The organism is Clavibacter davisi (genome assembly GCF_052751415.1).
On sequence record NZ_CP199882.1, the window covers coordinates 2179879 to 2204463 of the forward strand.

General features: G+C 71.3%; 21 protein-coding genes, 1 tRNA gene and 1 rRNA gene. 2 read left to right on the plus strand and 21 right to left on the minus strand.

Features of this window, described 5'->3' with window-relative positions; translation table 11 throughout:
- Positions 1-12: 12 nt before the first annotated feature.
- A complete protein-coding gene (locus tag ACU4ZT_RS10295; protein ID WP_445337116.1) occupies positions 13-1281 on the minus strand; it encodes a PASTA domain-containing protein in 1269 nt (422 codons plus the stop codon).
- 1398 nt (positions 1282-2679) lie between these two features.
- On the opposite strand from ACU4ZT_RS10295, the gene ACU4ZT_RS10300 reads away from it, so the two are divergent.
- Positions 2680-3903 carry a hypothetical protein gene (locus tag ACU4ZT_RS10300; RefSeq protein ID WP_445337117.1) on the plus strand — a complete coding sequence of 408 codons (1224 nt, stop codon included), beginning with the start codon at positions 2680-2682 and terminating at the stop codon, positions 3901-3903.
- Positions 3904-3949: 46 nt separating this feature from the next.
- Here the strand turns inward: ACU4ZT_RS10300 and ACU4ZT_RS10305 are convergent.
- The 3 genes from ACU4ZT_RS10305 to ACU4ZT_RS10315 form a co-directional block, all read right to left on the minus strand.
- Positions 3950-4023, minus strand: a tRNA-Pro gene (locus ACU4ZT_RS10305).
- Positions 4024-4107: 84 nt separating this feature from the next.
- Positions 4108-4647 (minus strand): hypothetical protein, encoded by a 540-nt coding sequence (locus ACU4ZT_RS10310; RefSeq protein WP_270981897.1) that lies wholly within the window; start codon positions 4645-4647, stop codon positions 4108-4110.
- Positions 4648-4805: 158 nt separating this feature from the next.
- Complete coding sequence (locus tag ACU4ZT_RS10315) at positions 4806-5381, minus strand: LamG domain-containing protein (RefSeq protein WP_414747831.1); 576 nt, start codon at positions 5379-5381, stop codon at positions 4806-4808.
- A gap of 674 nt (positions 5382-6055) precedes the next feature.
- Between ACU4ZT_RS10315 and ACU4ZT_RS10320 the strand changes: the two genes are divergently transcribed.
- A complete protein-coding gene (locus ACU4ZT_RS10320) occupies positions 6056-7411 on the plus strand; it encodes an acyl-CoA dehydrogenase family protein (RefSeq protein WP_445337118.1) in 1356 nt (451 codons plus the stop codon).
- 91 nt (positions 7412-7502) lie between these two features.
- Here ACU4ZT_RS10320 and der read toward each other — a convergent pair whose 3' ends face one another.
- From der to rrf, 17 genes are all read right to left on the minus strand, one after another.
- Complete coding sequence (der, locus tag ACU4ZT_RS10325; RefSeq protein ID WP_063072210.1) at positions 7503-9011, minus strand: ribosome biogenesis GTPase Der; 1509 nt, start codon at positions 9009-9011, stop codon at positions 7503-7505.
- A gap of 42 nt (positions 9012-9053) precedes the next feature.
- The gene (cmk, locus tag ACU4ZT_RS10330; RefSeq protein ID WP_254654552.1) at positions 9054-9812 is read right to left on the minus strand and encodes a (d)CMP kinase; all 759 of its coding nucleotides are present in this window, start codon (positions 9810-9812) and stop codon (positions 9054-9056) included.
- Complete coding sequence (locus tag ACU4ZT_RS10335) at positions 9809-10927, minus strand: prephenate dehydrogenase (RefSeq protein WP_445337119.1); 1119 nt, start codon at positions 10925-10927, stop codon at positions 9809-9811. Before ACU4ZT_RS10335 ends, cmk begins: the two co-directional genes overlap by 4 nt.
- On the minus strand, positions 10924-11784 hold the full coding sequence (locus ACU4ZT_RS10340; RefSeq protein ID WP_063072212.1) for a pseudouridine synthase: 861 nt from the start codon (positions 11782-11784) through the stop codon (positions 10924-10926). Before ACU4ZT_RS10340 ends, ACU4ZT_RS10335 begins: the two co-directional genes overlap by 4 nt.
- The gene (gene scpB / locus ACU4ZT_RS10345) at positions 11768-12397 is read right to left on the minus strand and encodes an SMC-Scp complex subunit ScpB (RefSeq protein ID WP_175345517.1); all 630 of its coding nucleotides are present in this window, start codon (positions 12395-12397) and stop codon (positions 11768-11770) included. Before scpB ends, ACU4ZT_RS10340 begins: the two co-directional genes overlap by 17 nt.
- Positions 12387-13241, minus strand: coding sequence for a segregation and condensation protein A (locus tag ACU4ZT_RS10350; protein ID WP_445338656.1), 855 nt, complete (start codon positions 13239-13241; stop codon positions 12387-12389). Before ACU4ZT_RS10350 ends, scpB begins: the two co-directional genes overlap by 11 nt.
- Positions 13225-14073 carry a ParA family protein gene (locus tag ACU4ZT_RS10355; protein ID WP_414146357.1) on the minus strand — a complete coding sequence of 283 codons (849 nt, stop codon included), beginning with the start codon at positions 14071-14073 and terminating at the stop codon, positions 13225-13227. The genes ACU4ZT_RS10350 and ACU4ZT_RS10355 overlap by 17 nt, the downstream gene beginning before the upstream one ends.
- 104 nt (positions 14074-14177) lie before the next feature.
- Complete coding sequence (gene xerD / locus ACU4ZT_RS10360; protein WP_445337120.1) at positions 14178-15164, minus strand: site-specific tyrosine recombinase XerD; 987 nt, start codon at positions 15162-15164, stop codon at positions 14178-14180.
- Positions 15161-15832, minus strand: a complete 672-nt coding sequence (locus ACU4ZT_RS10365) for an NUDIX domain-containing protein (RefSeq protein ID WP_414747824.1) — start codon at positions 15830-15832, stop codon at positions 15161-15163. Before ACU4ZT_RS10365 ends, xerD begins: the two co-directional genes overlap by 4 nt.
- Positions 15829-17568, minus strand: a complete 1740-nt coding sequence (locus tag ACU4ZT_RS10370; protein ID WP_270981889.1) for a CTP synthase — start codon at positions 17566-17568, stop codon at positions 15829-15831. The genes ACU4ZT_RS10365 and ACU4ZT_RS10370 overlap by 4 nt, the downstream gene beginning before the upstream one ends.
- A 126-nt stretch (positions 17569-17694) precedes the next feature.
- Complete coding sequence (recN, locus tag ACU4ZT_RS10375; RefSeq protein WP_445337121.1) at positions 17695-19410, minus strand: DNA repair protein RecN; 1716 nt, start codon at positions 19408-19410, stop codon at positions 17695-17697.
- Positions 19403-20320, minus strand: a complete 918-nt coding sequence (locus ACU4ZT_RS10380) for an NAD kinase (RefSeq protein WP_445337122.1) — start codon at positions 20318-20320, stop codon at positions 19403-19405. Before ACU4ZT_RS10380 ends, recN begins: the two co-directional genes overlap by 8 nt.
- 5 nt (positions 20321-20325) lie before the next feature.
- Positions 20326-21123, minus strand: a complete 798-nt coding sequence (locus tag ACU4ZT_RS10385; protein ID WP_063072227.1) for a TlyA family RNA methyltransferase — start codon at positions 21121-21123, stop codon at positions 20326-20328.
- Between the two features lie 34 nt (positions 21124-21157).
- A complete protein-coding gene (locus ACU4ZT_RS10390; RefSeq protein WP_445337123.1) occupies positions 21158-21412 on the minus strand; it encodes a hypothetical protein in 255 nt (84 codons plus the stop codon).
- Positions 21413-21421: 9 nt separating this feature from the next.
- The gene (locus tag ACU4ZT_RS10395) at positions 21422-22462 is read right to left on the minus strand and encodes an HAD-IIA family hydrolase (protein WP_445337124.1); all 1041 of its coding nucleotides are present in this window, start codon (positions 22460-22462) and stop codon (positions 21422-21424) included.
- Complete coding sequence (locus ACU4ZT_RS10400; RefSeq protein WP_445337125.1) at positions 22452-23411, minus strand: tetratricopeptide repeat protein; 960 nt, start codon at positions 23409-23411, stop codon at positions 22452-22454. Before ACU4ZT_RS10400 ends, ACU4ZT_RS10395 begins: the two co-directional genes overlap by 11 nt.
- 958 nt (positions 23412-24369) lie before the next feature.
- Positions 24370-24486, minus strand: a 5S ribosomal RNA gene (gene rrf, locus ACU4ZT_RS10405).
- Between the last annotated feature and the right edge of the window lie 99 nt (positions 24487-24585).

Genomic DNA, 24585 nt, shown 5'->3' on the forward strand with positions numbered 1-24585 from the left:
CCCGGCAAGCGATCAGACCGGGTACCAGCGGTTGCGCTGCCCGTCGGCGTCCGGGCCGCACCGGTAGCTCTTGCCGGTGTCGGACTTCTCGACGCTGCCGACCTCGGTCTTCTTGCAGAAGGCACCGGGCGTGATGACGCGGCCTGAAGCAGGAGCGGGCGCGGGAGCCGGAGCGGCCGGAGCCGGCGCAGGAGCCGGCGCGGCCGGCTTCGGAGCGGGAGCCGGAGCCGCGGGCGCGGGGGCCGGCGCGACCGTCGGCTCGACGGTGGGCTCCGGGGCGGGCGCCAGCAGCGTGAGCGTCACGGTGGATCCGGCGTCGACGCGCGACCCGGACGCCGGGCTCTGCGACTTCACGGTCATGCCGTCGGTGACGCTGGTCTTCTCCCCCGACTCGAGCACGTACTGGACGACGTAGCCGGCCTCGCGGAGCAGCGAGCGGGCATCCGTCGCGGTCTTCGCGCTGACGTCCTCGACGACGTGGACGACCGGCGTGGGCTTCGCGGACGGCGTCGGGGTGGGGCTGGGGGTCGCGGTGGCGACTGCCGCCAACGCGGGCGCTGGAGCCGAACCGGAAGCACCTGCGGGCAGCGCAGCGCCGACGATGAGCATCAGGACGGCGCCGACCGCGGTCACCGTGCCGCGGGGACGCGAGGTGAGGGCGGGGACGAACCCGCGGCGTCCGAAAACGACCGTGTAGAGGGCGGCCGCGAGCGCGACCAAGCCGAGGGACACAAACATGCCCCGGAATCCGCCACCGGCTGCGCTGATGAGGATGACGAGCGCGGCCACGGACGCGACGATCCAGGTCGCCGCCGGATGGATCCCCGGGCGGGTGTCGCCGAGGACCGCGGTCGACGCCGTAGGCGCGACCGGCGCCGCGACGGCCGTGGGGGCGGGCCACGCGGGCGTCGGTGCGGGGATCGCGATGGTCGCCGCCGTCCGCTCCGCCTTGGCTCGGACGGTAGCATCGCGCTCCGCGGCCTTGGCCTGCATCGCTGCCTCCCGCTGTGCGACCTTCGCGGCCCGCTGCTGCTCGGCGACGGCGGCGCGCTCGGCCTGCACCCGCGCGGCATCCGCGGCGCGAGCGACCTTCGCCTGCTCGGCCTGCTGCGCGGCGGCGACGGCGGCCAGCACCGCGTCGTTCGGCGCCTGCGCCTGGGGCGCGACTGGCTGCACCATCGGCGCGAAGTGCTGCGTCCACGCGGCACCGTCCCAGTAGCGGAGCTGGCCGGATCCGTCGGGGAACCAGCCGGCGGGGGCGGCAGAGGGGACGTCGGGCATGGAGCTCCTCGGGTGCGTGCCGCGACGAAGGGGTACGCGGCAGGTGGTGTCGTCGAGTGACGACGCCTGAGGCTATGAGCGCGCTCTCTCGGGCGTAAGCCCTCGTGTGGGGGTGGCCGCAGGCGCGTGGCTCCTCCGCGTCCCCGGTCGCTCCGCTGTCGATCCCCGGCCCATACGCAATCTCATTTGACTCCGCTTCGCGGACGCAACCTCAGCTAACCAGCGGCTTGTGCTGCCGAGTGGTAGGTGAGACTACCTACGGACGGCGGCCGCAAGCACGCCAGACCCTTCTGCCCGCGGAGCGCTGTGTGGAAATAGTGCGCGGCTCTGCGCGTCCCTCCGACAGAGTGCTGCGCATACCGCACGCACGTGGCCACAAGCACACATTAGTACTCTTGCTGCGACATAGACGCAAAGTCTTGCCGCAAGCCCTCATCCCCCTTGCTTGAAAAGCAGAATATAATGAGTCGAAAGAAACGCAGAAAAGCACACTCATCGCAGTCAGTATCAGAACCGCGTCCCTACGACGTGGGCGTCCTCCTGATCCACGGCCTGGGAAACCAGAAACGCGGATCAACTAGTAAACTACTAACGCAGCGCATCCTAAATACATGCCGGGAAGTAGGCATCCCCGCCCATGTTAATCAAGTCATTGAACCCGCAACTGTTGATTCATTAACGGCCTATCATGTTCAAGTTAACGAAAATCGGTCCACCTTGCTGGCCGAAGGCTATTGGGCGGATCTTATTCGAGACTCACGCGAAGGCACTATCTTCGACGCAGCAAAGCGCATGTGGTTAGTTTTCGCGATTCTACCTTACCTATTAGCCGCGATTGTCTTTCCGCGATTCCACGAGATCCCCCCTGTTGCCAAAAACCAGCAGCACAGATGGCCAGCCAGTGAATCACGCACGTCAGCCATAGGTTCCTACGTCCGTAAAATGATTCCGCTTCCAACCATCTGGCGATATACATCCGTCCTCGCGGCGCTTTTATTAACTTGGACCATGTTCGACGCTATGTCGATTCAGTGGCGGGTCGGGATACTCGCGGGTACCGTCCTACTGTTGCTTGCCGTCCTAAGAAGCCGTTGGGACGTAATCGAACATATACGCGTGACTAGCCATAGTCACGCACAACTCGCAGTCATCACGGCTCGTCTAGCAGAAAACGTCGAGAGCATGTCTCGAGTTTGCGACCATGTCTGGATTATCGGTCATTCCCAGGGAGGGTACCTGGCTCACCACTTGTTATCCCAAGAGTCTCCGAGTAGGTGGCCCAACGTCCGCAAATTTACCGGTTTGGCGTCGGGCCTCAGGCCAATCAATTTAATAAATTCCGTCCGCAGTAGAGCTTGGATAGCAAGCGGCTGGCTCGGGCTCGTAAGTACGGTCTTTATGACCACTGCCGTTACGTATATGTACGAGCCGGGTGGATTTATGGCCACAGACGATATCAAGGCATTCACGCAAGTGCTAATTCTAAGCTTTGCTCAGCCACTTGCTGTGTTTACAAGCCCGGCCACCGCGACGAAGCTGTTCACCTTTGCCTGGCCTACCCAGTGGGAGCCACTTCTATATGCAGGACTCTCCATATTATCTTTTACGGCCGCCCTCGTGGTGAGAAAGAAAACCCAAGACCCACCTGCGGTACGAAGCTTACCTAAGCATATTTTCTGGGAAGAGTTGACGTCCGCTAGCGACATTGTAGGCAGCATGTCGGTTCCCGAACTACCGAAGTCGGCAAAGTGCCGGGTGACCCCCGCGCTCCGCCACCCTTTTCTTGATCACCTGATGCGGTCGCAATTCTCACCAACGGCATTATTGAGATTTGAGATAGTCAAGCATCTCGCCGGTAACACCGCCAAGAGCCTTGAATTTCTTGAAATACGCCGGACCGCGACGGCTCTTCAAAATCTGGCCCAACGGACATACCGTTTACGCCTCAGTTCCCAGATCATATTTCTCGGCTTGGCAATTTTATTACCAGTGGCTCTCTTCGGAAAACCACTGCTGGAATCGGCACGGTCATCGGTCTTTACAGGGGCATCGCTTGCCGTAAGCGGAACCGTAGTTACTGCACTGTGGTGGAATCTCGGCGCTCGCGTGCAGATCTCCCACCTTGTGAACAAGGTAAAAAGTGGTGTAAATGTCCCACCTCAGCCGCATTTCAAACGCCGCCCTGCGGTACTCGCTGGTGCACTTGTCGCCGCGGGACTTTCCATCCCCGGCGGTCTCGCCGTCGTCCAGTACGGCTTACTGGTGCAGAGTGCGAGCGCACTTCCTGCGGACCTTGTGGACTACGGCATCTTTAGACTTGGCGGCGCCAGCTTAATCGCCGCCGGTTTTTGCTCGCTAATTTGTGTCTGCCTTGTCGTTGCCGAACTTCCTGGCGTTCGATTTGCACTCTGGCTGGGCATTATCTGCGCACTACGCACCTTTTTAATTCTCGGAACAGGGGGAGAATCGTGGATGTCGCTAGGCTGGCCGGGTGCGGCAGTGACGGTGTGGTCTGTAATAGCGCTGGTAGTGACTATGACGCGAAGTTCGCGAACAAAAGCCCTAACTCCATCGCGTGCGCTCCCTCGCGAGCGAAACCTCGCAAAGGAGAACCGTAAATAAAAAACAGCCCCGGAAGGACCCGTAAGGTCCTTCCGAGGCATGTCCGTCGGGCTGACAGGATTTGAACCTGCGACCCCTTGACCCCCAGTCAAGTGCGCTACCAAGCTGCGCCACAGCCCGCTGTCCCATCGCTGGGCAACTCGTAGAGCCTACCGCATCGGCGGCACTGCTCCGGCACGTCCGGGGAGGCGAACCGGCACCGGATCAGGCGGTCGCGCCACCCGACGGCCGCGCCGACGACGAGCCCGCCGCCGCACCCCGGGCCACCCGCCCCGGCTTCGGAAACGCGTCCCGCATGTGGTCGCTCCGCAGGATGTCCGCCACCCCGATGAGCAGCAGCGAGAAGACGATCTGCTCGATGACCATCCAGAGCGGGTACAGGCCCGGGATTGCCGCGATCACCAAGGTCACGATGGGGAAGATCTGGCTGAAGAGGCGCAGGCGCGAGTACGCCCACCAGTAGCCGGCCGAGGCGCGCCAGGCGAAGTAGTAGAGCGTGACGGTCATCGCGAGCACCACGAAGGAGCGGAACCAGACGGCCGGCGCGATGGCGACGCCGTCGGAGGCGAGGGTCAGGGCGATGGCCACGGCGGTCGCGCCGACGGCGGTCTCGGCGACGAGGATCCACCGGATCCAGCGGAAGGCCCTGGCCGTGAACGGGTGGTCGCGCTTGTCCTCGGCGATGACGTGGCCCGCCTGGCGGCCGGCCGCGATGCGGTCGAGACGGCTGAGCAGCTGGTCCACCGGTGCGATCCTCCACGGTCTCGTGAGCGGGCGTCGGATGCGCCCGGATCAGGGTACGACGCGTCGCCGCGTGCCGGCCGCGAACGCACAGCTCGGCGCCCGATGGACAGGGCGTCCCGCCCGGCCGACGACCGCGCATCGCAGCCCGCAGCCCGCCCTCACATCCCCGCCACGCGATGCGCCCGCACCTGCTCGGGCGTGAGCACCACCGAGTACACGGCCGCGAAGCGCATGCTCCCGACGAAGTGGTACTGGCCGCTACCGCTCCAGGTGGCGAGGTTGTCCCAGCCGAGGCGCCAGTAGCCGGTGGTCGCCTGGGTCGCGCGCGCCTGCGCGTTCGCGGCGACCTGCACGCCGTCGAGGTGGAGCGCGCTGCCGGTGGACGGCGACACGGTCACGACCGCGTGGTGCCACGCGCCGTCCGCGACCGGGCCGGGGCTCTGGATCACCTGCTGACCGCCGGGGCCCACGATCCCGAACGCGAGCCGGCCGGTCGTGGTGATGTAGAGGTGCCGGTCGAACAGCATCGACATGCCCGCCGGGGAGTCGCCGAAGCCGATCAGCCGGCCGCCGCGCACGGTGGTGCGGAACCACAGCTCGAGGCTGAACGTCGTGGGGTTCGACTGCTGCAGCGGCGAGGTCACGTACGAGGGGAAGAGCGCGTTGTCCGCCAGCGCGTACGAGCCGCCCGCGTCGCGCGGGCACGCCTGCGGAGTCGTCGTGACGCTCGTCATGCCGTTGCGGTAGGTGCCGGGGTACGCGCCGGTGTCGGTGTCGGGCGCCGTGGTGGATCCGCTCGGCTGGGTCAGCGACCACGAGAACAGGGCACCGTCCCGCTCCCCCCGCCTGCACCGCCGCGCAGGAGAAGAAGCTCGCGGAGGAGGCGGAGTTCACCTCGCCCGCCACCTTCGCCACGTACGCGCCCGACGTGCCGGGCACGAGGAGGAGGACGCCGCAGAGGGCGGCCAGGGCGATCCCCGCGGCCACGAGCGGCCAGCGCAGTCGGCGGGCCTCGGGGTCGGCCGACGGTCGTCGCGCTCTGGTCATGGCGGGGCCCCCGGCTCGCTCTCGGCGGTGGATCCACGGGTCGTGCCACCGCGGGCGGTCCCCCGACGCCCATCCGCCCAGTGTGCGGCGACCGCCCACGGGATGCGCGTGTCGGGAACGCGGGGATCCGCCGCGGCGGTGCTGGTTTCGCACGGGGTCTCCGCCGGGAGCGGGGCGGTGACGGCCGCGGCGACCCGCCCGGAGGGACGGCACATGACGACCTCATGACACCCCGTGACGCCCCGCGTCGTCACACCGCGCAACCCCGCGTCACACCCCTCGCGAGACGCCGGGGCCCGCCCTACCGTGGCCCCACCGCGAGGCGCGGCACCGGTCGCGCCCCTTCACGAGAGGACAGGACATGACCCTGATCGACCGCGAGCCCCGACCCGCATCCGGCTCCCCCGCGCCCGCCCCCGGCTCCGCGAACGCGACAGCGGACGCCGCCGCGCACCCGCGCGCATCCGCGGACCGCCCGCGCCCCGCCCCGCTCGGCGACGCGCCCGTCGACCGCTGGAAGGGCGCACCCCGTCCCACGACGCCCGCCGCGTGGATCGCCCGCGCGCGCGAAGTCGCCGACATCCTCGCGGTCGACCAGGTCGAGCGCGACCGCGCCGGCGCCAGCCCGCACCAGGAGGTCGCGCTCCTCAAGCACGCCGGGCTCGTCACCCTGCTCGGCCCGACCGAGCACGGCGGCGGCGGGCAGACGTGGGACACCGCGTACAAGGTGATCCGCGCGGTCGCCCGCGGCGACGGATCCATCGGCCAACTCCTCGGCTACCACTACCTCTGGGCGTGGGCGGTGCGGCTCGTCGGCACGGATGCGCAGATCGAGGCGGTCGAGAAGCTCGCGACCACCGGGAACCTCCTCTTCGGCGGCGCCGTGAACCCGCGCGACTCCGACCTCGTCATCCGCGAGGACGGCGACGAGCTCGTCTACTCGGGGCGGAAGTCCTTCAGCACGGGCGGCGTCGTCTCCGACCTCACGGTGCTCGAGGGCGTGATCGAGGGCACCGATACCCACGTCTTCGCGATCGTGCCGACCGACCAGCCGGGCATCGTCTTCGGCCACGACTGGGACAGCCTCGGGCAGCGGCTCACGGAGTCGGGCTCGGTGGAGATCCGCGACGTGCGGGTGCCGTGGGCGGATGCGGCCGGCTTCGTCGACAGGGTCTTCCAGCCGCTCGTCTACGGCACGCTCAACGTGCCGGCCATCCAGCTGGTGTTCGCGAACTTCTACCAGGGCATCGCCGAGGGCGCGCTCGAGACGGCCGCGGCCTACACGCGGAGCACCACGCGCGCCTGGCCCTACGGCGGCGACGACAAGGAGCGCGCGACCGACGAGTGGTACGTGCTCGAGGGCTACGGGCAGCTGCAGTCGAAGGTGTGGGCGTCGGAGGCGCTGCTCGATGCGGTGGGCGCCGAGATCAGCGCCGTGCTGCACGCGCCGCGCGAGAAGCTCACGGAGCGCAAGCGCGGCGAGATCGCCGTGCGGGTCGCGGCGGCCAAGGCGCGCATCGCGGAGGACGGGCTGGAGGTCGGCACCAGGATCCTCGAGCTCACGGGCGCCCGCGCCTCCTCCGCGAAGGCCGGGCTCGACATCTTCTGGCGCAACCTGCGCACGCACACGCTGCACGACCCGATCCCCTACAAGCGCCGCGAGGTCGGCCGGCACGTGCTGCTCGGCGAGATCCCGGAGCCGACCTGGTACACGTGATCCCCGCCCCGACGACGACGGACGGCGCCGACCCCGAGAAGGGATCGACGCCGTCCGTCGTGCTGCGAGCCGGAGCCCGCGGGAGCGAGCGCTAGCGCTTCCGCTTCTCCCGCACGCGCATGTTGACGATGATCGGGCTGCCCTCGAAGCCGTAGATCTCGCGCAGGCGGCGCTGGATGTAGCGGCGGTACTGCGGGTCGAGGTACCCGGTCGTGAAGAGCACGAATGTCGGCGGCCGGCTGGACGCCTGCGTGCCGAACAGGATGCGGGGCTGCTTGCCGCCGCGCACGGGGTGCGGGTGCGCCGAGGTGAGCTCCGCGAGGAACGCGTTGAACTTGCCCGTCGCGATGCGGGTGTCCCACGACTCCAGCGCCGTCTCGAGCGCCGGCACGAGCTTCTCCATGTGCCGGCCGGTGCGCGCCGAGATGTTGACGCGCGGCGCCCACGACACGTGCGCGAGGTCGGTCTCGATCTCGCGCTCCAGGTAGCGGCGGCGCTCGTCCTCGAGGAGGTCCCACTTGTTGAACGCCAGCACGAGCGCGCGGCCCGACTCGAGCACCAGCTCGATGATGCGGATGTCCTGCTCGCTGATGACCTCGGAGACGTCGATCATGACGACCGCGACCTCCGCCTTCTCCAGCGCGGCGCTCGTGCGGAGCGAGGCGTAGAAGTCGGCGCCCTGGGCGAGGTGCATGCGGCGGCGGATGCCGGCGGTGTCGACGAAGCGCCACACCTTGCCGGCGATCTCGACCTGCTCGTCGACGGGATCGCGCGTGGTGCCGGCGAGCTCGTTGACGACCACGCGCTCCTCACCCGCGGCCTTGTTCAGCAGGCTCGACTTGCCGACGTTCGGGCGGCCGAGGATGGCGACGCGACGGGGTCCGCCCACCTCCTCCTTGGCGACCTTGGAGACGAGCGGCAGGGTCTTCAGCACGAGGTCGAGGAGGTCCGCGACGCCGCGGCCGTGCAGCGCCGAGACGGGGTGCGGCTCGCCGAGGCCGAGCGACCACAGCACGGCGGCGTTCGGCTCCTGGCGCACGTCGTCGACCTTGTTGGCCGCGAGGAGCACGGGCTTGTTGGTCTTGCGGAGCAGGCGGACGACGTGCTCGTCGGTGCTCGTGGCGCCCACGTTCGCGTCGACGACGAAGAGCACGGCGTCGGCGAGGTCCATCGCGATCTCGGCCTGCATGGCCACGGACGCGTTGATGCCCTTCGCGTCGGGCTCCCAGCCGCCGGTGTCGACGAGCGTGAACCAGCGGCCCGCGTGCTCGGCCTTGTAGGAGACGCGGTCGCGCGTGACGCCGGGCGTGTCCTCGACGACGGCCTCGCGGCGGCCGAGGATCCGGTTGATGAGCGCGGACTTGCCCACGTTGGGGCGGCCGACGACCGCGAGCACGGGCAGCGCCGGCAGGTACGTGACCTGGTCGGGGTCGTCCGTGACGGTCTCGAGGACCTCCAGGTCCTCGTCGTCGAGCTCGTAGTCCTCGAGCCCGGCGCGGAGCGTCTGCGCGCGCTGCGCGGCCAGGTCCTCGTCGATGCTCGACAGGCGCTCGTGGAGCCCGCTGTCGAGCTCGGGGAAGTCGTCGTCGTGATCAGCCATGCGTGTGTCCTCTGGCGTGTCGGCCCGTCACCGGGCCGCGCCTCAATCTGTTCGTGCGTGAACGAGATCGACCACCGCCTGGACGGTCTGGTCGAAGTCGATGTCCGTGGAGTCGATGGTGGTCACACCATCTGCGGCGTTCATGAAATCGACGACCTGCGAGTCGGCCCGATCCCGGGAGGCGAGTGATTCGCCGACCGCGGCGGCCGACTGATTCGTCGTCTCCGCAGAACGCCTCCTCATCCTAGCTTCCGGGGAGGCCGTGAGGAGAATGCGCACCTGGGCATCCGGCGCCACGACGGTGGTGATGTCGCGCCCCTCGACCACGATGCCCGGCTTGTCGCTCGACGCCATGAGCGAGCGGAACAGCTCCACCATGTAGTGCCGCACCTCGGGCACGCGCGCCACGTGGCTGACCACGGCGGAGACGCGCGGCTCGCGGATCGCCTCGGTGACGTCGGTGCCGCGGACGCTCACGCGCGTCTCCGACGGGTCAATCCCGATGTCGTAGTCGAACCCCTCGATGAGGCTCGTGACCGTCGCGGGATCCTGGGTGTCGACGCCGCTCTCCAGCGCGAACCAGCTGAGCGCGCGGTACGCGGCGCCCGTGTCCTGGTAGTCGAAGCCGAGGGCGCGCGCGGCGGCGCGGCTCACGCTCGACTTGCCGCTGCCGGCGGGGCCGTCGACGGCGACGACCGTGCGGTTGAGCGTGGCGTCGACGAGCAGGGCGTCCTCCAGCGGGTCGGGTGCGGTCGGGTCGGGTGCGTTCGTCTCGGGTGCGTCCACGGCGTCTCCGGTCATCCGGCGATCCTCCAGTTCCGTTCTTCGAGCCGCGCGACCAGGCGGTCGCGGGCCTCGGGCAGCACGGCGATCTCGACGAGACCGACCTGCGCGCCCTGGGAGTGCTCGAGGCGCAGGTCCTCGATGCTGACGTCGGCGGCGCCGACCTCGGTGATCAGCGCGGCGAGCTGGCCGGGCCGGTCGTCGATCATCACGGTGATGGCGGCGAACCGCCGGTCCTGGCCGTGCTTGCCGGGGATGCGGGCGACGCCCGCGTTCCCGGCGTGGATCCGCTCGGCCACCCGGAGGCGCGCGCCCTGCGCGTCGACGTCGTCGAGGGCGCCGATGACGTCGTCGAGGTCGGCGCGCATGGCGCGGAGGATCGGCACGATGCGGGAGGCGTTGGCGCCGAGGATCTGCACCCACAGCGCCGCGTCGCTCGACGCGATGCGCGTGGTGTCGCGGAGCCCCTGCCCGGAGAGCCCGAGCGCGGCGGCGGATCCGTCGGCGAGCCGCGACGCCAGGAGGCTCGCGACCACCTGCGGCACGTGCGAGACGAGCGCGACGGAGGTGTCGTGCTCCTCCGCGGTCATCTCGATGGGCACGGCGCCGAGGTCGAGGATCAGCTGCTCGACGGGCGCGCCCGCGGCGTAGGTGATGCCGTCGTGGCCCGCGATGACCCAGGGCCGGCCGAGGAAGAGGTCGCCCGTCGCGGAGACGGGGCCGCCGCGCTCGCGCCCGGCGAGCGGGTGGGAGCCGAGGTAGCGGGAGAGGTCGGCGCCCCGTGCGCGCAGCTCCTCGAGCGGCGCGGCCTTCACGCTCGCGACGTCGGTGACGAGCGCGTCCGGATGCGCGGCCAGCTCCGCCGCGACCACGCGCGCGGTCACGTCGGGCGGCACGCAGACCACGACGAGCGCGGGCCGGTCGGGCGCGGACGACGCGTCCGCGATCCGCCCGGCGCCCATGTCCGCGGCGAGCCGCAGCGTGGTCGGCGACGCGTCCGCCAGCACCACGTCGACGCCGCGGGCGGAGAGCCCGAGGCCGATGCTCGTGCCGAGGAGGCCCGTGCCGACGATGCGGACGGTGCCCTGCACGCGCGTGTCGGCCGCCTGGACGGCGCTCGCGGCCTCGCTCACTCGCCGTCCTCGCGGTCGACGTCCCCCTGCGCCTCGGCGGCGGCGCCCGCGCCCTGCGGCGTCGCGGGTCCGGCCTGGGCGCGGGCCTCGCGCGAGATGGTGAGGAGCTGGCCGAGCTCGTCGGAGGTGAGGTCGCGCACGCGGCCGACGCCGAGGGATCCGAGGTGCAGCGGCCCGAACTGGCGGCGCACGAGCTCCTCCACCGGGTGGCCGACCTCGTCCAGCATGCGGCGCACGATGCGGTTGCGGCCCGAGTGCAGGGTGATCTCCACGAGCGTCTGGTCGCCGCCGCCCGAGAGGATGCGCGCGCGATCCGCCTGGATCGGCCCGTCCTCGAGGTCCACGCCCTGCGTGAGCCGCTGGATCGTCTGCGGCGTGACGCGCCCCGTGACCTTCGCGATGTACGTCTTCAGCACGCCGAACGACGGGTGCGCGAGCACGTGGGCGAGGTCGCCGTCGTTGGTGAGGATCAGGAGCCCGCTCGTCTCCGCGTCGAGGCGGCCGACGTTGAACAGGCGCTCCTCGAACTCCTCCGTGAACTCGCGCAGGTCGGGGCGGCCGCGCTCGTCGCGGAGCGAGGAGTAGATGCCGACGGGCTTGTTGAGCATGAGGTAGCGCTTGGAGGTGTCGAGCTGCACGGCCTGGTCGTCGACCGCGACCTCGTCGACGTCGGGGTCGATGCGGCGGCCGGGCTCGGTGACCACCTCGCCGTTCACGGTGACGCGGCCCGCGGCGATCATGTCCTCGCAGACGCGGCGGCTGGCGACGCCGGCGGCGGCCATCACCTTCTGCAGGCGGATGCCCTGCACCGGCTCGTCAGGGTTCCAGGCGCGGTCGTTCTCAGTGGAGGGGGTCATGGAAGCCTTCCGCCCCGTCGGGGAGCAACGGGGAGATCGGGGGGAGCTCGTCGAGCGAGTTGATGCCGAGCTGCGTGAGCAGGTGGTCTGTCGTACCGTAATGGATCGCGCCGGTCTCCCCGTCGGTGAAGGCCTCGGTCACGAGGCCCCGCGCGAGCAGCGTCCGCACCACCGAGTCGACGTTCACGGCGCGGATCGCCGCCACCTGGCTGCGGCTGATCGGCTGCTTGTAGGCGATCACCGCGAGCGTCTCGAGGGCCGCCTGCGAGAGGCGCGTGGGGTTCTGGGTGAGCACGTGGTCGCGGATCACCGTGTCGTACTCGGCCCGCACGTACACGCGCCAGCCGCCGCCGACCTCGCGCAGCTCGAAGCCGCGGCGCACTCCCCCGGTGCGGCCGTCAAAGTCGTCGACGAGCCGCTGGATCGCGCGGCGCACCTCCTTCACGGGGGTCGAGGTAGCGGTCGCCAGCGTCGTCACGCTCTGCGGCTCGTCGGCCACCATGAGCAGGGCCTCGAGCGCGCGGTCGAGGTCGAGGGGCGCCTCGGCGGCCGCGGCGCCGGCATCCGCGGCGACGGGCAGGTCCGCGGCGGGATCCCGCGGCTCAGCTGTCATAGCCGGCCCCCAGGCTCGCGAGGGCGTCGTCGCTCCAGCTCTCCGCGGTCCACGTGAGCGTCAGCTCGCCGAGCGCCTCCGGCTGGTCGAACTCGATCGCGGCGACGCGGTACAGCTCCAGCACGGCGAGGAAGCGCGCGATCACGACGCCCGTGAGCCCCGCGTCCGCCACCAGCTCGCGGAAGGTGACCGGCGCCCCGCTCCGCAGCCGGGCCACGACCACGGCCGCCTGCTCGCGGATGCTGACGAGCGGCGCGTGCAGGTGGTCGAGTCCCACGGTCGGCACCTCGCGCGGCGCGAGCGCGAGCAGCGCGATGGCCGCGAGGTCGGCGGGCGAGGTCGTCCACACGAGCTCCGGCACCTGCGCGCGGAAGCGCTCCTCGAGCGGCACGTCGCGGAACGCGCGCGTGGACTCGGTCGCGAGCCGCTGCTGGAACCAGCTCGCCGCCTCCTTGAACGCGCGGTACTGCAGCAGCCGCGCGAACAGCAGGTCGCGCGCCTCAAGGAGCGCCACGTCCTCCGCATCGACCAACTCGCCCTGCGGCAAGAGGCCCACGAGCTTGAGGTCGAGCAGCGTGGCCGCGACCACGAGGAAGGAGCTGGCCTCGTCGAGGTCGTCCGGCCCGCCGAGGCCGCGGATGTGCGCGATGAACTCGTTCGTGACGAGGCTGAGGCTCACCTCGGTGATGTCCATCTCGTGGCTGCCGATGAGCGACAGCAGCAGGTCGAACGGCCCCTCGAAGTTGCCGATGCTGACGCGGAACGCGCGCTCGGGATCCGTCCGGGCCGCGGCGTCGGCGAGCTCGGGGTCCGCCAGGGACGAGCCCCTACGCGACGGCGCCACGCGCGATGAGCTCACGCGCCACCTTGCGGTACGCGAGCGCGGCCGGGTGCTCGGGCGCGAACTGGATGATGGGCTTGCCCGCCACCGACGCGTCCGGGAACTTGACGGTGCGGCCGATGACGGTCTCGAGCACGCTCGCGTCGAACGCCTCGACCACGCGCTGCAGCACCTCGCGGGAGTGCAGGGTGCGGGAGTCGTACATGGTGGCGAGGATGCCGTCGAGCTCGAGCGCCGGGTTCAGCCGGTCCTTGACCTTCTCGATGGTCTCGACGAGCAGCGCGACGCCGCGCAGCGCGAAGTACTCGCACTCGAGCGGGATCAGCACGCCGTGGCTCGCCGTGAGCGCGTTGACGGTGAGGAGGCCGAGCGACGGCTGGCAGTCGATGAGGATGACGTCGTAGTCGCCGCTCACCTTGCGCAGCACGCTCGCGAGGATCTGCTCGCGCGCGACCTCGTTCACGAGGTGCACCTCCGCGGCTGACAGGTCGATGTTCGCGGGGATGACGTCGAGGCCCTCGAAGCCCGTGGTCTGGATGGCCTCGCGCGGGTCCTTCACGGTGCCGAGCAGGAGGTCGTAGACGGTGACCGCGTCGTGGGTCTGCACGCCGAGCCCGGCGGACAGCGCGCCCTGCGGGTCGAAGTCGACGGCCAGCACGCGGCGGCCGTAGCTCGCGAGCGAGGCGCCCAGGTTGATGGCGGTGGTGGTCTTGCCGACGCCGCCCTTCTGGTTGCAGAGGGAGATGATCTTGGCGGGTCCGTGCCCCGCGAGCGGCGCGGGCTCGGCGAAGTCGCGCAGCTCCCGGCCGGTGGGTCCGAGCACGGGGACGTCCATTCCCGGGAGCTCGGTCACATCTGGCTTGCGCGTCACGTGGGTCTCTTCCTGCCGCTCCTCCGACGCCGTCCGCCGGATCCTGCGAGTCTACCGGGGAGGGTCGCTCACGCCCGGCGGGCACGCGGGTGCGCGGTCGTGTAGACGTCGCGCAGGGTGTCGACGGTCACGCGCGTGTAGATCTGCGTGGTCGCGACCGACGAGTGGCCGAGCAGCTCCTGCACCACGCGCACGTCGGCGCCGCCCGCGAGGAGGTGCGTCGCGAACGAATGGCGGAACGTGTGCGGGGAGATCTCCTCCGTGACGCCGGCGCGCTCGGCGGCGGCCTTGATCACGAGCCAGGCGTTCTGCCGCGAGAGGGCGTGGCCGCGCAGCCCCAAGAAGAGCGCGGGCGTCGCGGTGCCGCGCGCGGCGAGGATCGGGCGGACGCGCACGAGGTAGGCGTCGACGGCCCGCCGCGCGAACGACCCGACGGGCACGATCCGCTGCTTGCCGCCCTTGCCGAGCACGCGCACCAGCTCGTCGGCCGCGCCGTCGGGGCCGAGCACGTCGTCGACCGTGAGCGCGGTGATCTCGCTCACGCGCGCGCCCGTCGCGTACAGCAGCTCGAGCAGCGCCTTGTCGCGCACGCGGAGCGGGTCGTCGCCGTCGGTCGCCTCGAGGATCCGCGCCATCGTCTCGATCGACACCGCCTTCGGCAGACGGCTCGGCAGCTTCGGCGGCTTCGCGTCGGCGGACACGTCGACCGGGACGAGCCCCTCCTCCAGGAGGAAGCGGTGGAACGACCGGACGCTGGAGAGCATGCGCGCGAGCGACGACGCCGTGAGGCCGCCGCGCGCGGGGTCGCGCACGCGCTGCGCGAAGCCGGTGACGTGCGCGGGCGTCGCGTCGGCCGGATCCCCCACGCCCTCCGCGGCGAGATGCGCCGTGTAGCGGGCGAGGTCGCGGCGGTAGGCCTGGATCGTGTTGAGCGAGAGCCCGCGCTCCACCTCCACGTGCCGGAGCCAGCGGTCGACCGCGCGCCGGAGCGCGACCGGGACCTCGGGGGCGGCGTCGGGCGCCGCTCCTGCCGGTGCGTCGGCCGCGTCCGTCACGAGGCGGGCGCGGTCCCGCCGTCGCGCAGCTTCGGGTGCCGGGGCCAGGGCGCGTCGGCGGGGCCGAGCGTCGCCCAGCCGCGTGAGCGGGCGACGTGCGCTTGCAGCACCGCGATCACGGTCGAGGGGTTCTGGATCCGCCGCTCGAGCACCGCGGTGACGACCTCGTCGAGGTCCACCCAGCGCTTCTCGATGTCGGCCTCCTCGTCGGTGCGCGCGAACGCCTCCGCCGTGGCCGTGAGGCCGCGGGCGAGGTAGATGCGGATCGCCTCGTCGCTGCCGCCGGGCGTCGTGAGGAACTCGGCGAGCACGCTCCACTCGGCCGCCTCGAGGTCGGCCTCCTCCGCGAGCTCGCGCTGCACGGCCTCCAGCGGCGGCTCGTCGGTGACGTCGAGGAGCCCGGCCGGGATCTCCCACTCGCGCATGCGCACGGGGTGCCGGTACTGCTTGATGAGGAGCACGCGGTCCTCGTCGTCGATGGCGAGCACCGCGACGGCGCCCGTGTGGTCGACGAACTCCCGCGTGATCTCGGCGTCGCCGTACCGGAACGTCTCGCGCCGGACGTCCCAGACCATGCCCGCGAACACCCGCTCGCTCGACGTGATCGGGAACGCGGCCGGGTCGTCGTGCAGCTCGGCGTCCGCGGATCCGGTGACGGCGTCCGTCACGCGACGGCCTCGGCGTCGTCCTCGGCGAACAGCGTGCTGGCCGCCTGGCGGTCGAGGGCCGCGCGGACGAGGCCCGCGAACAGCGGGTGCGCGCGGTTCGGACGCGACCGGAGCTCCGGGTGCGCCTGCGTGCCGATGTAGAACGGGTGCACCTCGCGCGGCAGCTCCACGTACTCGACGAGCGTGCCGTCGGGCGAGGTGCCCGAGAACACGAGGCCGGCGTCCTGGATGCGCTCGCGGAACTGGTTGTTGACCTCGTAGCGGTGGCGGTGGCGCTCGTGCGAGACGGGCGCGCCGTACAGCTCGGCCGCGAGGGAGCCCTCGACGAGCGTCGCCTCGTACAGGCCCAGGCGCATGGTGCCGCCGAGGTCGCCGCCCGCGATGATGTCGACCTGCTCGGCCATCGTCGCGACGACCGGGAACTCGCTCTCGGGGTCGAACTCGCTCGAGGACGCGCCCGCGAGGCCCGCCTCGTTCCGCGCGTACTCGATGACCATGCACTGGAGGCCGAGGCAGAGGCCGAGCACCGGGATCATGTTGTCGCGCGCGAACTTCAGCGCGCCGAGCTTGCCCTCGATGCCGCGGATGCCGAAGCCGCCCGGCACACACAGCGCGTCGAGGTCGCCCAGCTTCCTGGCGGCGCCCTCGGGCGTCTCGCACTCGTCGGACGCGACCCAGCGCAGCTTCACGCGCGCCGAGTGGGCGAAGCCGCCGGCGCGCAGCGCCTCGGTCACGGAGAGGTACGCGTCGGGCAGGTCGATGTACTTGCCGACGAGGCCGATCGTGACCTCGTGCTTCGGGTCGTGCACGGCGTCGAGCAGGTCGCTCCAGCCGGACCAGTCGACCGCGTCCGCGGCCGGCAGCCCGAGGTGCTCGATGATGTAGCTGTCGAGGCCCTGCCCGTGCAGCATCTCGGGGATGTCGTAGATGCTCGGCACGTCCACCGCGTTCACGACGGCCTGCTCGTCCACGTCGCACATCAGCGCGATCTTCTTCTTGTTCGAGTCGGAGACGGGCCGGTCGCTGCGGAGCACGAGCGCATCCGGCTGGATCCCGATGGAGCGCAGCGCCGCCACCGAGTGCTGCGTGGGCTTGGTCTTCTGCTCGCCCGACGCGCCCATGTACGGCACGAGCGAGACGTGCACGAAGAAGACGTTGTTCCGGCCGAGCTCGTGGCGCACCTGGCGCGCCGCCTCGATGAACGGCTGGCTCTCGATGTCGCCGACCGTGCCGCCGATCTCGGTGATGATCACGTCGGGCTGCGGCTCGTCCGTGGACTGCAGGCGCATGCGGCGCTTGATCTCGTCGGTGATGTGCGGGATGACCTGCACGGTGTCGCCGAGGTACTCGCCGCGGCGCTCCTTCGCGATGACCTCCGAGTAGATCTGGCCGGTGGTCACGTTGGCCGCCTGGTCCAGCTCGATGTCGAGGAACCGCTCGTAGTGCCCGATGTCGAGGTCGGTCTCCGCGCCGTCGTCGGTCACGAAGACCTCGCCGTGCTGGAAGGGGTTCATGGTGCCCGGATCCACGTTGAGGTAGGGATCCAGCTTCTGCATGACGACGCGCACGCCGCGCGCCGTGAGGAGGTTGCCCAGGCTGGCCGCCGTGAGGCCCTTGCCGAGCGAGGAGACGACGCCGCCGGTCACGAAGATGTGCCGGGTGATCCTGCCGCCTGCCGTGCTGGTCGTGCTGTCCGTCGTGCTCGAGTCCGTGTCCGTTGTTTCGATGTCCGCCACGGGCTTCCATCCTACGTGGATTCCGGCGCGCCGCGACAGCCGCGACGCGCCGGCCTCGTCCGTGTCGCCGGATGCCAGGCCCCGGTCCGCGTGATGCTCGCCTTCGGGAGCGGCAGGAGCGATGGATCAGCGGAGCGCGGCCGCGGTCTCCACGAGCTCGCGCGCATGCGCCAGCCCGCTCTCGCTGTCGGGCAGGCCCGAGAGGAGGCGCGCCATCTCCTGGATCCGCGCGTCGCCCTCGAGCTGCGTGACGCTGGACGCGGTGACCTGGCCGTCGCCGCCCTTGACGACGCGCAGGTGGTTCGTGGAGAACGCCGCGACCTGCGCCAGGTGCGTGACGACGATGACCTGCGCGCGCTCCGCCAGGCGCGCGAGCCGCCGACCGATCTCGATGGCGGCCGCGCCACCCACGCCCGCGTCGACCTCGTCGAACACGAAGGTCGGCACGGGATCGTCGCCGGCGACGACGACCTCGATGGCGAGCATGACGCGCGACAGCTCCCCGCCGGACGCCCCGCGCCCGAGCGGCCGCGCCTCCGCGCCGGCATGGGGCCGCAGCAGGATCTCCACACGGTCGGCTCCCGACAGCGCAGGCTCCTCCCGCGGGCTCACGCGCACGTCGAGCGACGCGTCGGCCATCGCGAGCGCCCCGAGCTCCGCGGTGACGGCCTCGGCCAGACGCGCGCCGGACTCCTCGCGGACGGCGGTCACACGGGCGCCCAGCTCGCCGACGAGCTGCTCGTCGCGCTCCACCTCGACGCGCAGCAGGTCGATCCGGTCGGTGTCGCCGTCGAGCTCCAGGAGCCGCGCGCTGCCCGTGTCGAGGAACGCGAGCGCGTCCTCCACGGTGGGCCCATGCACGCGCGTGAGGGCCGCGAGCTCGGCGCGGCGGTCCTGCAGCGACTCGAGCTCGCGCGCGCCGTCGGCGTCGAGCCCCGCGAGGTAGCCCGAGAGCTGCACCGCGATCTCGGAGACGAGGATCCGCGCGCTCTCGAGCGACTCGATGATCTCCGCGAGGCCCGGGTCGTGCGCCGCGACCCGGTCGAGCCGGCGGTGCGCGGTGTCGAGGACGGAGGCCGCGTCGGCCATCTCGCCGGACGCGTCCTCGGCCGACATGAGCTCGTGCGCGGCGGACGCGGCGGCCCGCAGGTCCTCCAGGTTCGTGAGGCGGTCGATGCGCTCGCGCAGCTCCTCGTCCTCGCCGGGCTGGGGCGCCACCGCCTCGATCGCGTCGATGGCGGCGCGCAGCTCCTCGGCCTCGCGCGTGCGGGCGTCCTGCTCGGTGACGAGCCGGTCGAGCTCGGCGCGGGCGGCCTGCCAGCGGCGGAACACGTCCTGGTACTCGCCGAGCACGGGCGCGAGCGCGGATCCGGCGAACCGGTCGAGCGCCTGACGCTGCGCCGTGGACGACCGCAGCCGCATCTGATCGGACTGCCCGTGCACGACGACGAGCTGCTCGCCGATCTCCGTGAGCAGCGCCGCGGGCGCGCCCCGGCCCCCGACCGCTGCGCGGCTGCGCCCCTCGGACGACAGCTGCCGCGTGACGATGAGCTCGCCCCGCGTGCCGTCCCCGAACGGGTCGACGTCTCCCCCGGCGTCGCGGACGCGATCCGGCACGGGCCCGTCGGCCGCGATGATCCAGCGCCCCTCCACGACCGCCTTCTCGCTCCCCTGCCGCACGGCGCCGGAGTCGGCGCGCGCGCCGAGCAGCAGCCCGAGGGCGGTGACGACCATGGTCTTGCCCGCGCCGGTCTCGCCGGTGACGGCCGTGAAGCCCGGCCCGAGCGGCAGCGTGGCCTGGCCGATCACCCCGAGGTCGCGGATGGTGATCTCCTCAATCACGGTCGACGGGCCCCCTCCAGCCGGTGACCGGCAGCTCGAACTTGTTCACGAGGCGGTCGGTGAACGGCGACTGCTTGAGGCGCGCGAGGCGCACGGGGATGGTGGACCGCCGGGCCTCGACGCGGGCGCCGGGCGGCATGTCGCGCGTGCGCCGGCCGTCGCACCAGAGAACGCCGGACCCGGAGGTGCGGCTGAGAACCTCGACGGCGACCGTGGACTCCGGCCCCACGACGAGCGACCGCGCGAAGAGCGTGTGCGGGCTGAGCGGCACGACGAGCATGGCCTCGAGGCTCGGCCACACGATGGGGCCGCCGGCCGAGAACGCGTACGCCGTGGATCCGGTGGGCGTCGAGACGACCATCCCGTCGCAGCCGTAGGACGCGAGCGGCCGTCCGTCGATCTCGACCACCACCTCGAGCATCCGCTCGCGGCTGGCCTTCTCGACGGTCGCCTCGTTGAGCGCCCAGGTGCGGTAGACGATGTCGGCGCCGACCTGGAGCGTGACGTCGAGCGTCATCCGCTCCTCGACCGTGTAGTCGCGGTCGAGCACGCGGCGGACGGTGGCCGTGAGGTCCTCCCGCTCGCTCTCGGCGAGGAAGCCGACGTGCCCGAGGTTGACGCCGAGCAGCGGCACGGAGGTGCCGCGCACGAGCTCGGCCGAGCGGAGGATGGTGCCGTCGCCGCCGAGCACGATGACGATCTCGAGGTCGGCCGTCTGCACGTGCTCGCCGAGCACCGCGACGCCCGCCATCTCGGGCGCGAACGGCAGGATGTCGGCCTTCTCCTCGGCCGTGAGCACGATGCGCACGTCGGCTTCGGCCAGCTGCGCGCACACGCTGAGCGCCGCGTCGATGGAGTCGCGCCGTCCCGTGTGGGACACGACCAGGATGTGCCTCGCGGGTCCAGCCACTTCGCTCACGCTCCTGTGATCTCGTTCGACGTCGATCTCCATTGTGTCGGATTGCTCCCCGCGCGACCGCTGAACCAGGCCAGGTACTCGTGGTTCCCGGCGCCTCCCACGATGGGGGAGGAGACGAGGCCGGCCGTGCCGAGGCCCAGGTCCCATGCGGCCCAGAGCACGCGCATCACCGCGTCGTCGCGCAGCCCCGGGGCGTGCACGATGCCCTCGCGGATCCCGGTGCGCCCCACCTCGAATTGCGGCTTGACGAGCAGCACGAGGTCGGCGTCGGGCGAGGCCGTGCGGGCGAGCGCGGGCAGGACGAGCCCGAGCGAGATGAAGGACAGGTCGCCGACGACCAGCTCCGGCGCCTCGACCCCGCCTCCGGTCGCGGCCGCGAGCGACTCCGGCGTGAGGTCCCGCACGTTGAAGCCCTCCACCACGTCGACGCGCGGGTCCTCGCGGATGAGCGGATCCAGCTGGCCGTGGCCCACGTCGAGCGCGACCACCCGCCGGGCCCCGCGCTCCAGGAGCACCTGCGTGAAGCCGCCGGTGGACGCGCCCACGTCGAGCGCCCGGCGCCCCTCGACCCGCACGCCGGGGAACGCGTCGAGCGCGCCGACGAGCTTGTGGGCGCCGCGGCTGACGTAGGCGTCGGTCCCCTCGACGGCGACGGCGGATCCCGGGACCACGCGGAACGACGGCTTCACCACGCCGCGCCCGTCGACCGTGACGAGTCCGTCGGCGATGAGCCGGGCGGCGTGCGTCCGCGACCGGGCGAGCCCGAGCGCGGGCAGGGCGGCATCGAGCCGCATGTCCCCGCCGGAGGAGGAGGGGTCGTCCGTCGCGTCAGCCACGCGACGACGCCCCGTCGCCGCCCTCGAGCCGCGCGCGCAGTTCGTCGTGGAGGAGGGCGAAGGACGCGGCGCGCTCCCCCAGGGGCTGCCCCTCGATCAGCTCGAGCCGGGAGACCAGCTCCTCGGCGACGTCCGCGTCGCCGGCGCCGCCCTCGGCAGCGGCCGACGGCCCGTCGACGGCGCCCACGGCATCCGCCGTGTCGGCCACCCCGTCACCCGATCCGCGGATGCCCGCCTCGTCGCTCACCCCGCCACGCTACGCCCGGCCGGCGCCCGTGGCGCCCGCCGCGACGTACAGCGACTCAGGCACGTCGAGCCCGTAGATGGGCCGTCCGGAGTTCCAGATGACCGCGCATGCCGCACGCAGCGTGTCGATGGTGGAGCCGCCGTCCTTGACGACCTCGACCCGGTCGCCGACGATCCGGACGGACGCCCTCCCGACCGTCGCCACGCTCCCCTGCCCGGAGAACCGCGTCTCCGGGTAGGGCTCGTGCAGCTGGCCGAGGTGCTCGAGGATGAAGGTGGGCCGCTGGTCCTCCTCCGCCGCGAGCAGCTGCTTGGCCCGGTCGATCCCTGTCAGCACGTGCACGGAGGCCATGCCCGCGCGCATGGCGCCGAGGATGTCCGTGTCGAGCCGGTCACCGAGGAACACCGGACGCGTAGCGCCGAAGCGCTCGCGGGCCTCATCGAAGATGGGCGTCTCCGGCTTGCCCGCCACCACCGGCAGGCGCCCCACGGCCGTGTGGACGGCGGAGACGAGCGTGCCGTTGCCGGGCGCGATGCCGCGGGCGACGGGGATGGTCCAGTCGGTGTTGGTCGCGACCCAGACGACGTCGGGGTCCGCGAGGGCGAAGGCCGCCTCGGCCAGCTGGGTCCAGCCGACCTCCGGCGCGAAGCCCTGGACGACGGCCGCCGGCCGGTCCTCGACCGAGCGGGTGACGACGTACCCGGCCTTCTCGAGCTCGTGGACGAGGCCCTCGCCGCCGACGACGAGCACCGTGGATCCGGCCGGCACGCGGTCCGCGAGCAGTCGGAGGGCGGCCTGCGGCGACGTGACGACGTCCTCGGCCGCCACGGTCAGCCCGAGCGAGCTCAGGTGCTCCGCGACGGAGGCGTCGGTCCTAGACGCGTTGTTGGTGATGTAGCCGAGCCGCAGCCCCGTCTCCGCCGCGCGGTTCAGCGCATCGATGGCGTGCGGGATGCTGTCGGGCCCTGCGTACACGACCCCGTCGAGGTCGGCGAGGATCACGTCGACGCCGTCGAGCGGGGTGCTCCCTCGGGCGGCCCTAGCGAACATCGCGGTCGCCCTCCGCCGGCTCGGGCTCGGGCTCGGCGTCGGCCCGCGCGTCGGCCCCTCCGACCCCGCCGTCGGCATCCGCGGCGATCTCGGCGTCCACGTCGACAGCGATGTCGTCGTCGTCCCCGTCCTCGCTGGGCGGGACGGGCACAGGGTCGACGTCCGCGTGCGTCGCATCGCCCACGACGCGTCCGTCCGCCTCGTCCGGGTCGGCTCCGGCGTCGTCGTCGAGGTCGTCGTCATCCACGTCGTCGACGACGAGGTCCTCCTCGACCACCTCCACCGTGTCGTCCCATCCCTCGTCCGGATCCGCGAAGGCCGCCTCGGCCGCGTCCGCCCGGCGACGCCACTCGTCCGCCTCGCCGGATCGGCCCAGCTCCTCCAGCACCTCCGCGTACGCGTGGAACAGGTCGGCGCTGTAGGAATACGCCACGTCGCGGTTGAGCTGGGAGATCGACAGCTCGTCGAGCGCGGCCTCCGTCTGGCCCAGGTCGAGCCGAGCACCGGACATCGCGATCGCGAGCGCCACCTGCTCCGCCGCCGGCAGCGTCTCCTTCGGCACCGACCGGCCGAGCTCGAGGGCCTTGTCGGGGCGCCCCTGCCCCCGCTCGCTGTCGACCATCAGGGCCAGCTGATCGTCCTTCCCGGAGATGCGGCGGTACGTCCGCAGCTCCCGGAGCGCCAGCGCGTAGTCCCCCACGGCGTACGCGGTGATGGCCAGCGACTCGCGGACCACGGCGATGCGGCCCGCACGTCGAGCCGCGGAGATCGCATGACGGTGGGCCAGCTCGGGGTCCTCCTCGATGAGGCGAGCGGCCATCACCAGGTGCTGCGCAACACCCTCGGCGTTGTCCTTGCTCAAGGTCTTGAGCTCGTTGCGGGCGACCCGATCCAGGTCGCCGGGCTTCACGTCCTCCGGGATCTCCGGGTCCTCATGACGGGGACGCACGGACCGCAGCTCGCGGGCGCGGAGCTGCTCCTCGGTGAGCGCCTCCTCGTACCGCGGGGCATCGCGATCGTTGCAAGCCGGACGACCGTCGCGCGTCCAGAGCTTGTCGCCGTCGCGAGGAGGGCGTGCACCCCCACGGTCCCCGCCCCGGGGGGCGTCCTTCGACCACGGCTTCCGCTCCCCGTCACGCGCCGGACGACCACCCGCAGGCGCGTCCTTCGACCACGGCTTCCGGTCCCCGTCACGCACCGGACGACCACCCGCGGGCGCGTCCTTCGACCACGGCTTGCGCTCTGCGTCACGCGGACGACCACCCGCAGGCGCATCCTTCGACCAGGGCTTGCGCTCTGCGTCACGCGGACGACCACCCGCAGGCGCGTCCTTCGACCAGGGCTTCCGGTCACCGCCACGCGCCGGACGACCCGCGCCCGCTCCAGGCGCACCGGACCCACGCCCGGCATCCCGCGGACCTCGAGGAGCACCCGAGGATCCGCGATCATACGGCGGCTTCTGACCGTCCCGGCCGCGCGCCGAGTGCGACGATCCGCGGTCCTGGCCCTCGGGCCGGCTGTCTCGATCGGAAGAGTCGCTCACTGTGCTCCTGTCGGCCGCGCGGGCCAGATGATGTCTGTGGTGTTGTGGGTCGTGCTCGAGTCCTGGTCCAGGTTAGCCGGTCCCTCGGGACGGCCCAGCGCGGAGGTCCAGCGCGGTTCGGACCGGACCGGATTGGATCGGATTGGATTGGATTGGATTGGATCGGATCGGATCGGATCGGATCGGTACAGCGCACGTCTCCTCGGTCGAGACGGGGCTCCTGCCGCCGATTCTCGTCGGCGCCGCGCACGCCCGTCTCGATGCCCGCCGCGTGATCGTCCATGACAACGGTGTCCGCCGTGCCCGTTAACGCGAGAAGGCCCGCCGCACGAATGCGACGGGCCTCCCCGTTTACTCAAGTTAAGTCCGGCGGTGTCCTACTCTCCCACAGGGTCCCCCCTGCAGTACCATCGGCGCTGAGAGTCTTAGCTTCCGGGTTCGGAATGTGACCGGGCGTTTCCCTCTCGCTATGGCCGCCGAAACACCTCATACACACCCCTCAGGGCATGAAATCTGTGATGAATCGACCAGTCAAGCTGGTTGTTCAATTGATACCCGACCGTATATCGGGAACCACATA

What these genes read in the sequence shown, in the direction of transcription:
- ACU4ZT_RS10295 (WP_445337116.1), bottom strand. Translation starts at nt 1,281, where the DNA reads ATGCCCGACGTCCCCTCTGCCGCCCCCGCCGGCTGGTTCCCCGACGGA.
- der (WP_063072210.1), bottom strand. Translation starts at nt 9,011, where the DNA reads ATGGCTGATCACGACGACGACTTCCCCGAGCTCGACAGCGGGCTCCAC.
- ACU4ZT_RS10320 (WP_445337118.1), top strand. Translation starts at nt 6,056, where the DNA reads ATGACCCTGATCGACCGCGAGCCCCGACCCGCATCCGGCTCCCCCGCG.
- ACU4ZT_RS10395 (WP_445337124.1), bottom strand. Translation starts at nt 22,462, where the DNA reads ATGTTCGCTAGGGCCGCCCGAGGGAGCACCCCGCTCGACGGCGTCGAC.
- ACU4ZT_RS10315 (WP_414747831.1), bottom strand. Translation starts at nt 5,381, where the DNA reads ATGACGAGCGTCACGACGACTCCGCAGGCGTGCCCGCGCGACGCGGGC.
- cmk (WP_254654552.1), bottom strand. Translation starts at nt 9,812, where the DNA reads ATGACCGGAGACGCCGTGGACGCACCCGAGACGAACGCACCCGACCCG.
- scpB (WP_175345517.1), bottom strand. Translation starts at nt 12,397, where the DNA reads ATGACAGCTGAGCCGCGGGATCCCGCCGCGGACCTGCCCGTCGCCGCG.
- ACU4ZT_RS10385 (WP_063072227.1), bottom strand. Translation starts at nt 21,123, where the DNA reads ATGCGGCTCGATGCCGCCCTGCCCGCGCTCGGGCTCGCCCGGTCGCGG.
- ACU4ZT_RS10355 (WP_414146357.1), bottom strand. Translation starts at nt 14,073, where the DNA reads ATGGACGTCCCCGTGCTCGGACCCACCGGCCGGGAGCTGCGCGACTTC.
- ACU4ZT_RS10300 (WP_445337117.1), top strand. Translation starts at nt 2,680, where the DNA reads ATGACCACTGCCGTTACGTATATGTACGAGCCGGGTGGATTTATGGCC.
- ACU4ZT_RS10340 (WP_063072212.1), bottom strand. Translation starts at nt 11,784, where the DNA reads ATGACCCCCTCCACTGAGAACGACCGCGCCTGGAACCCTGACGAGCCG.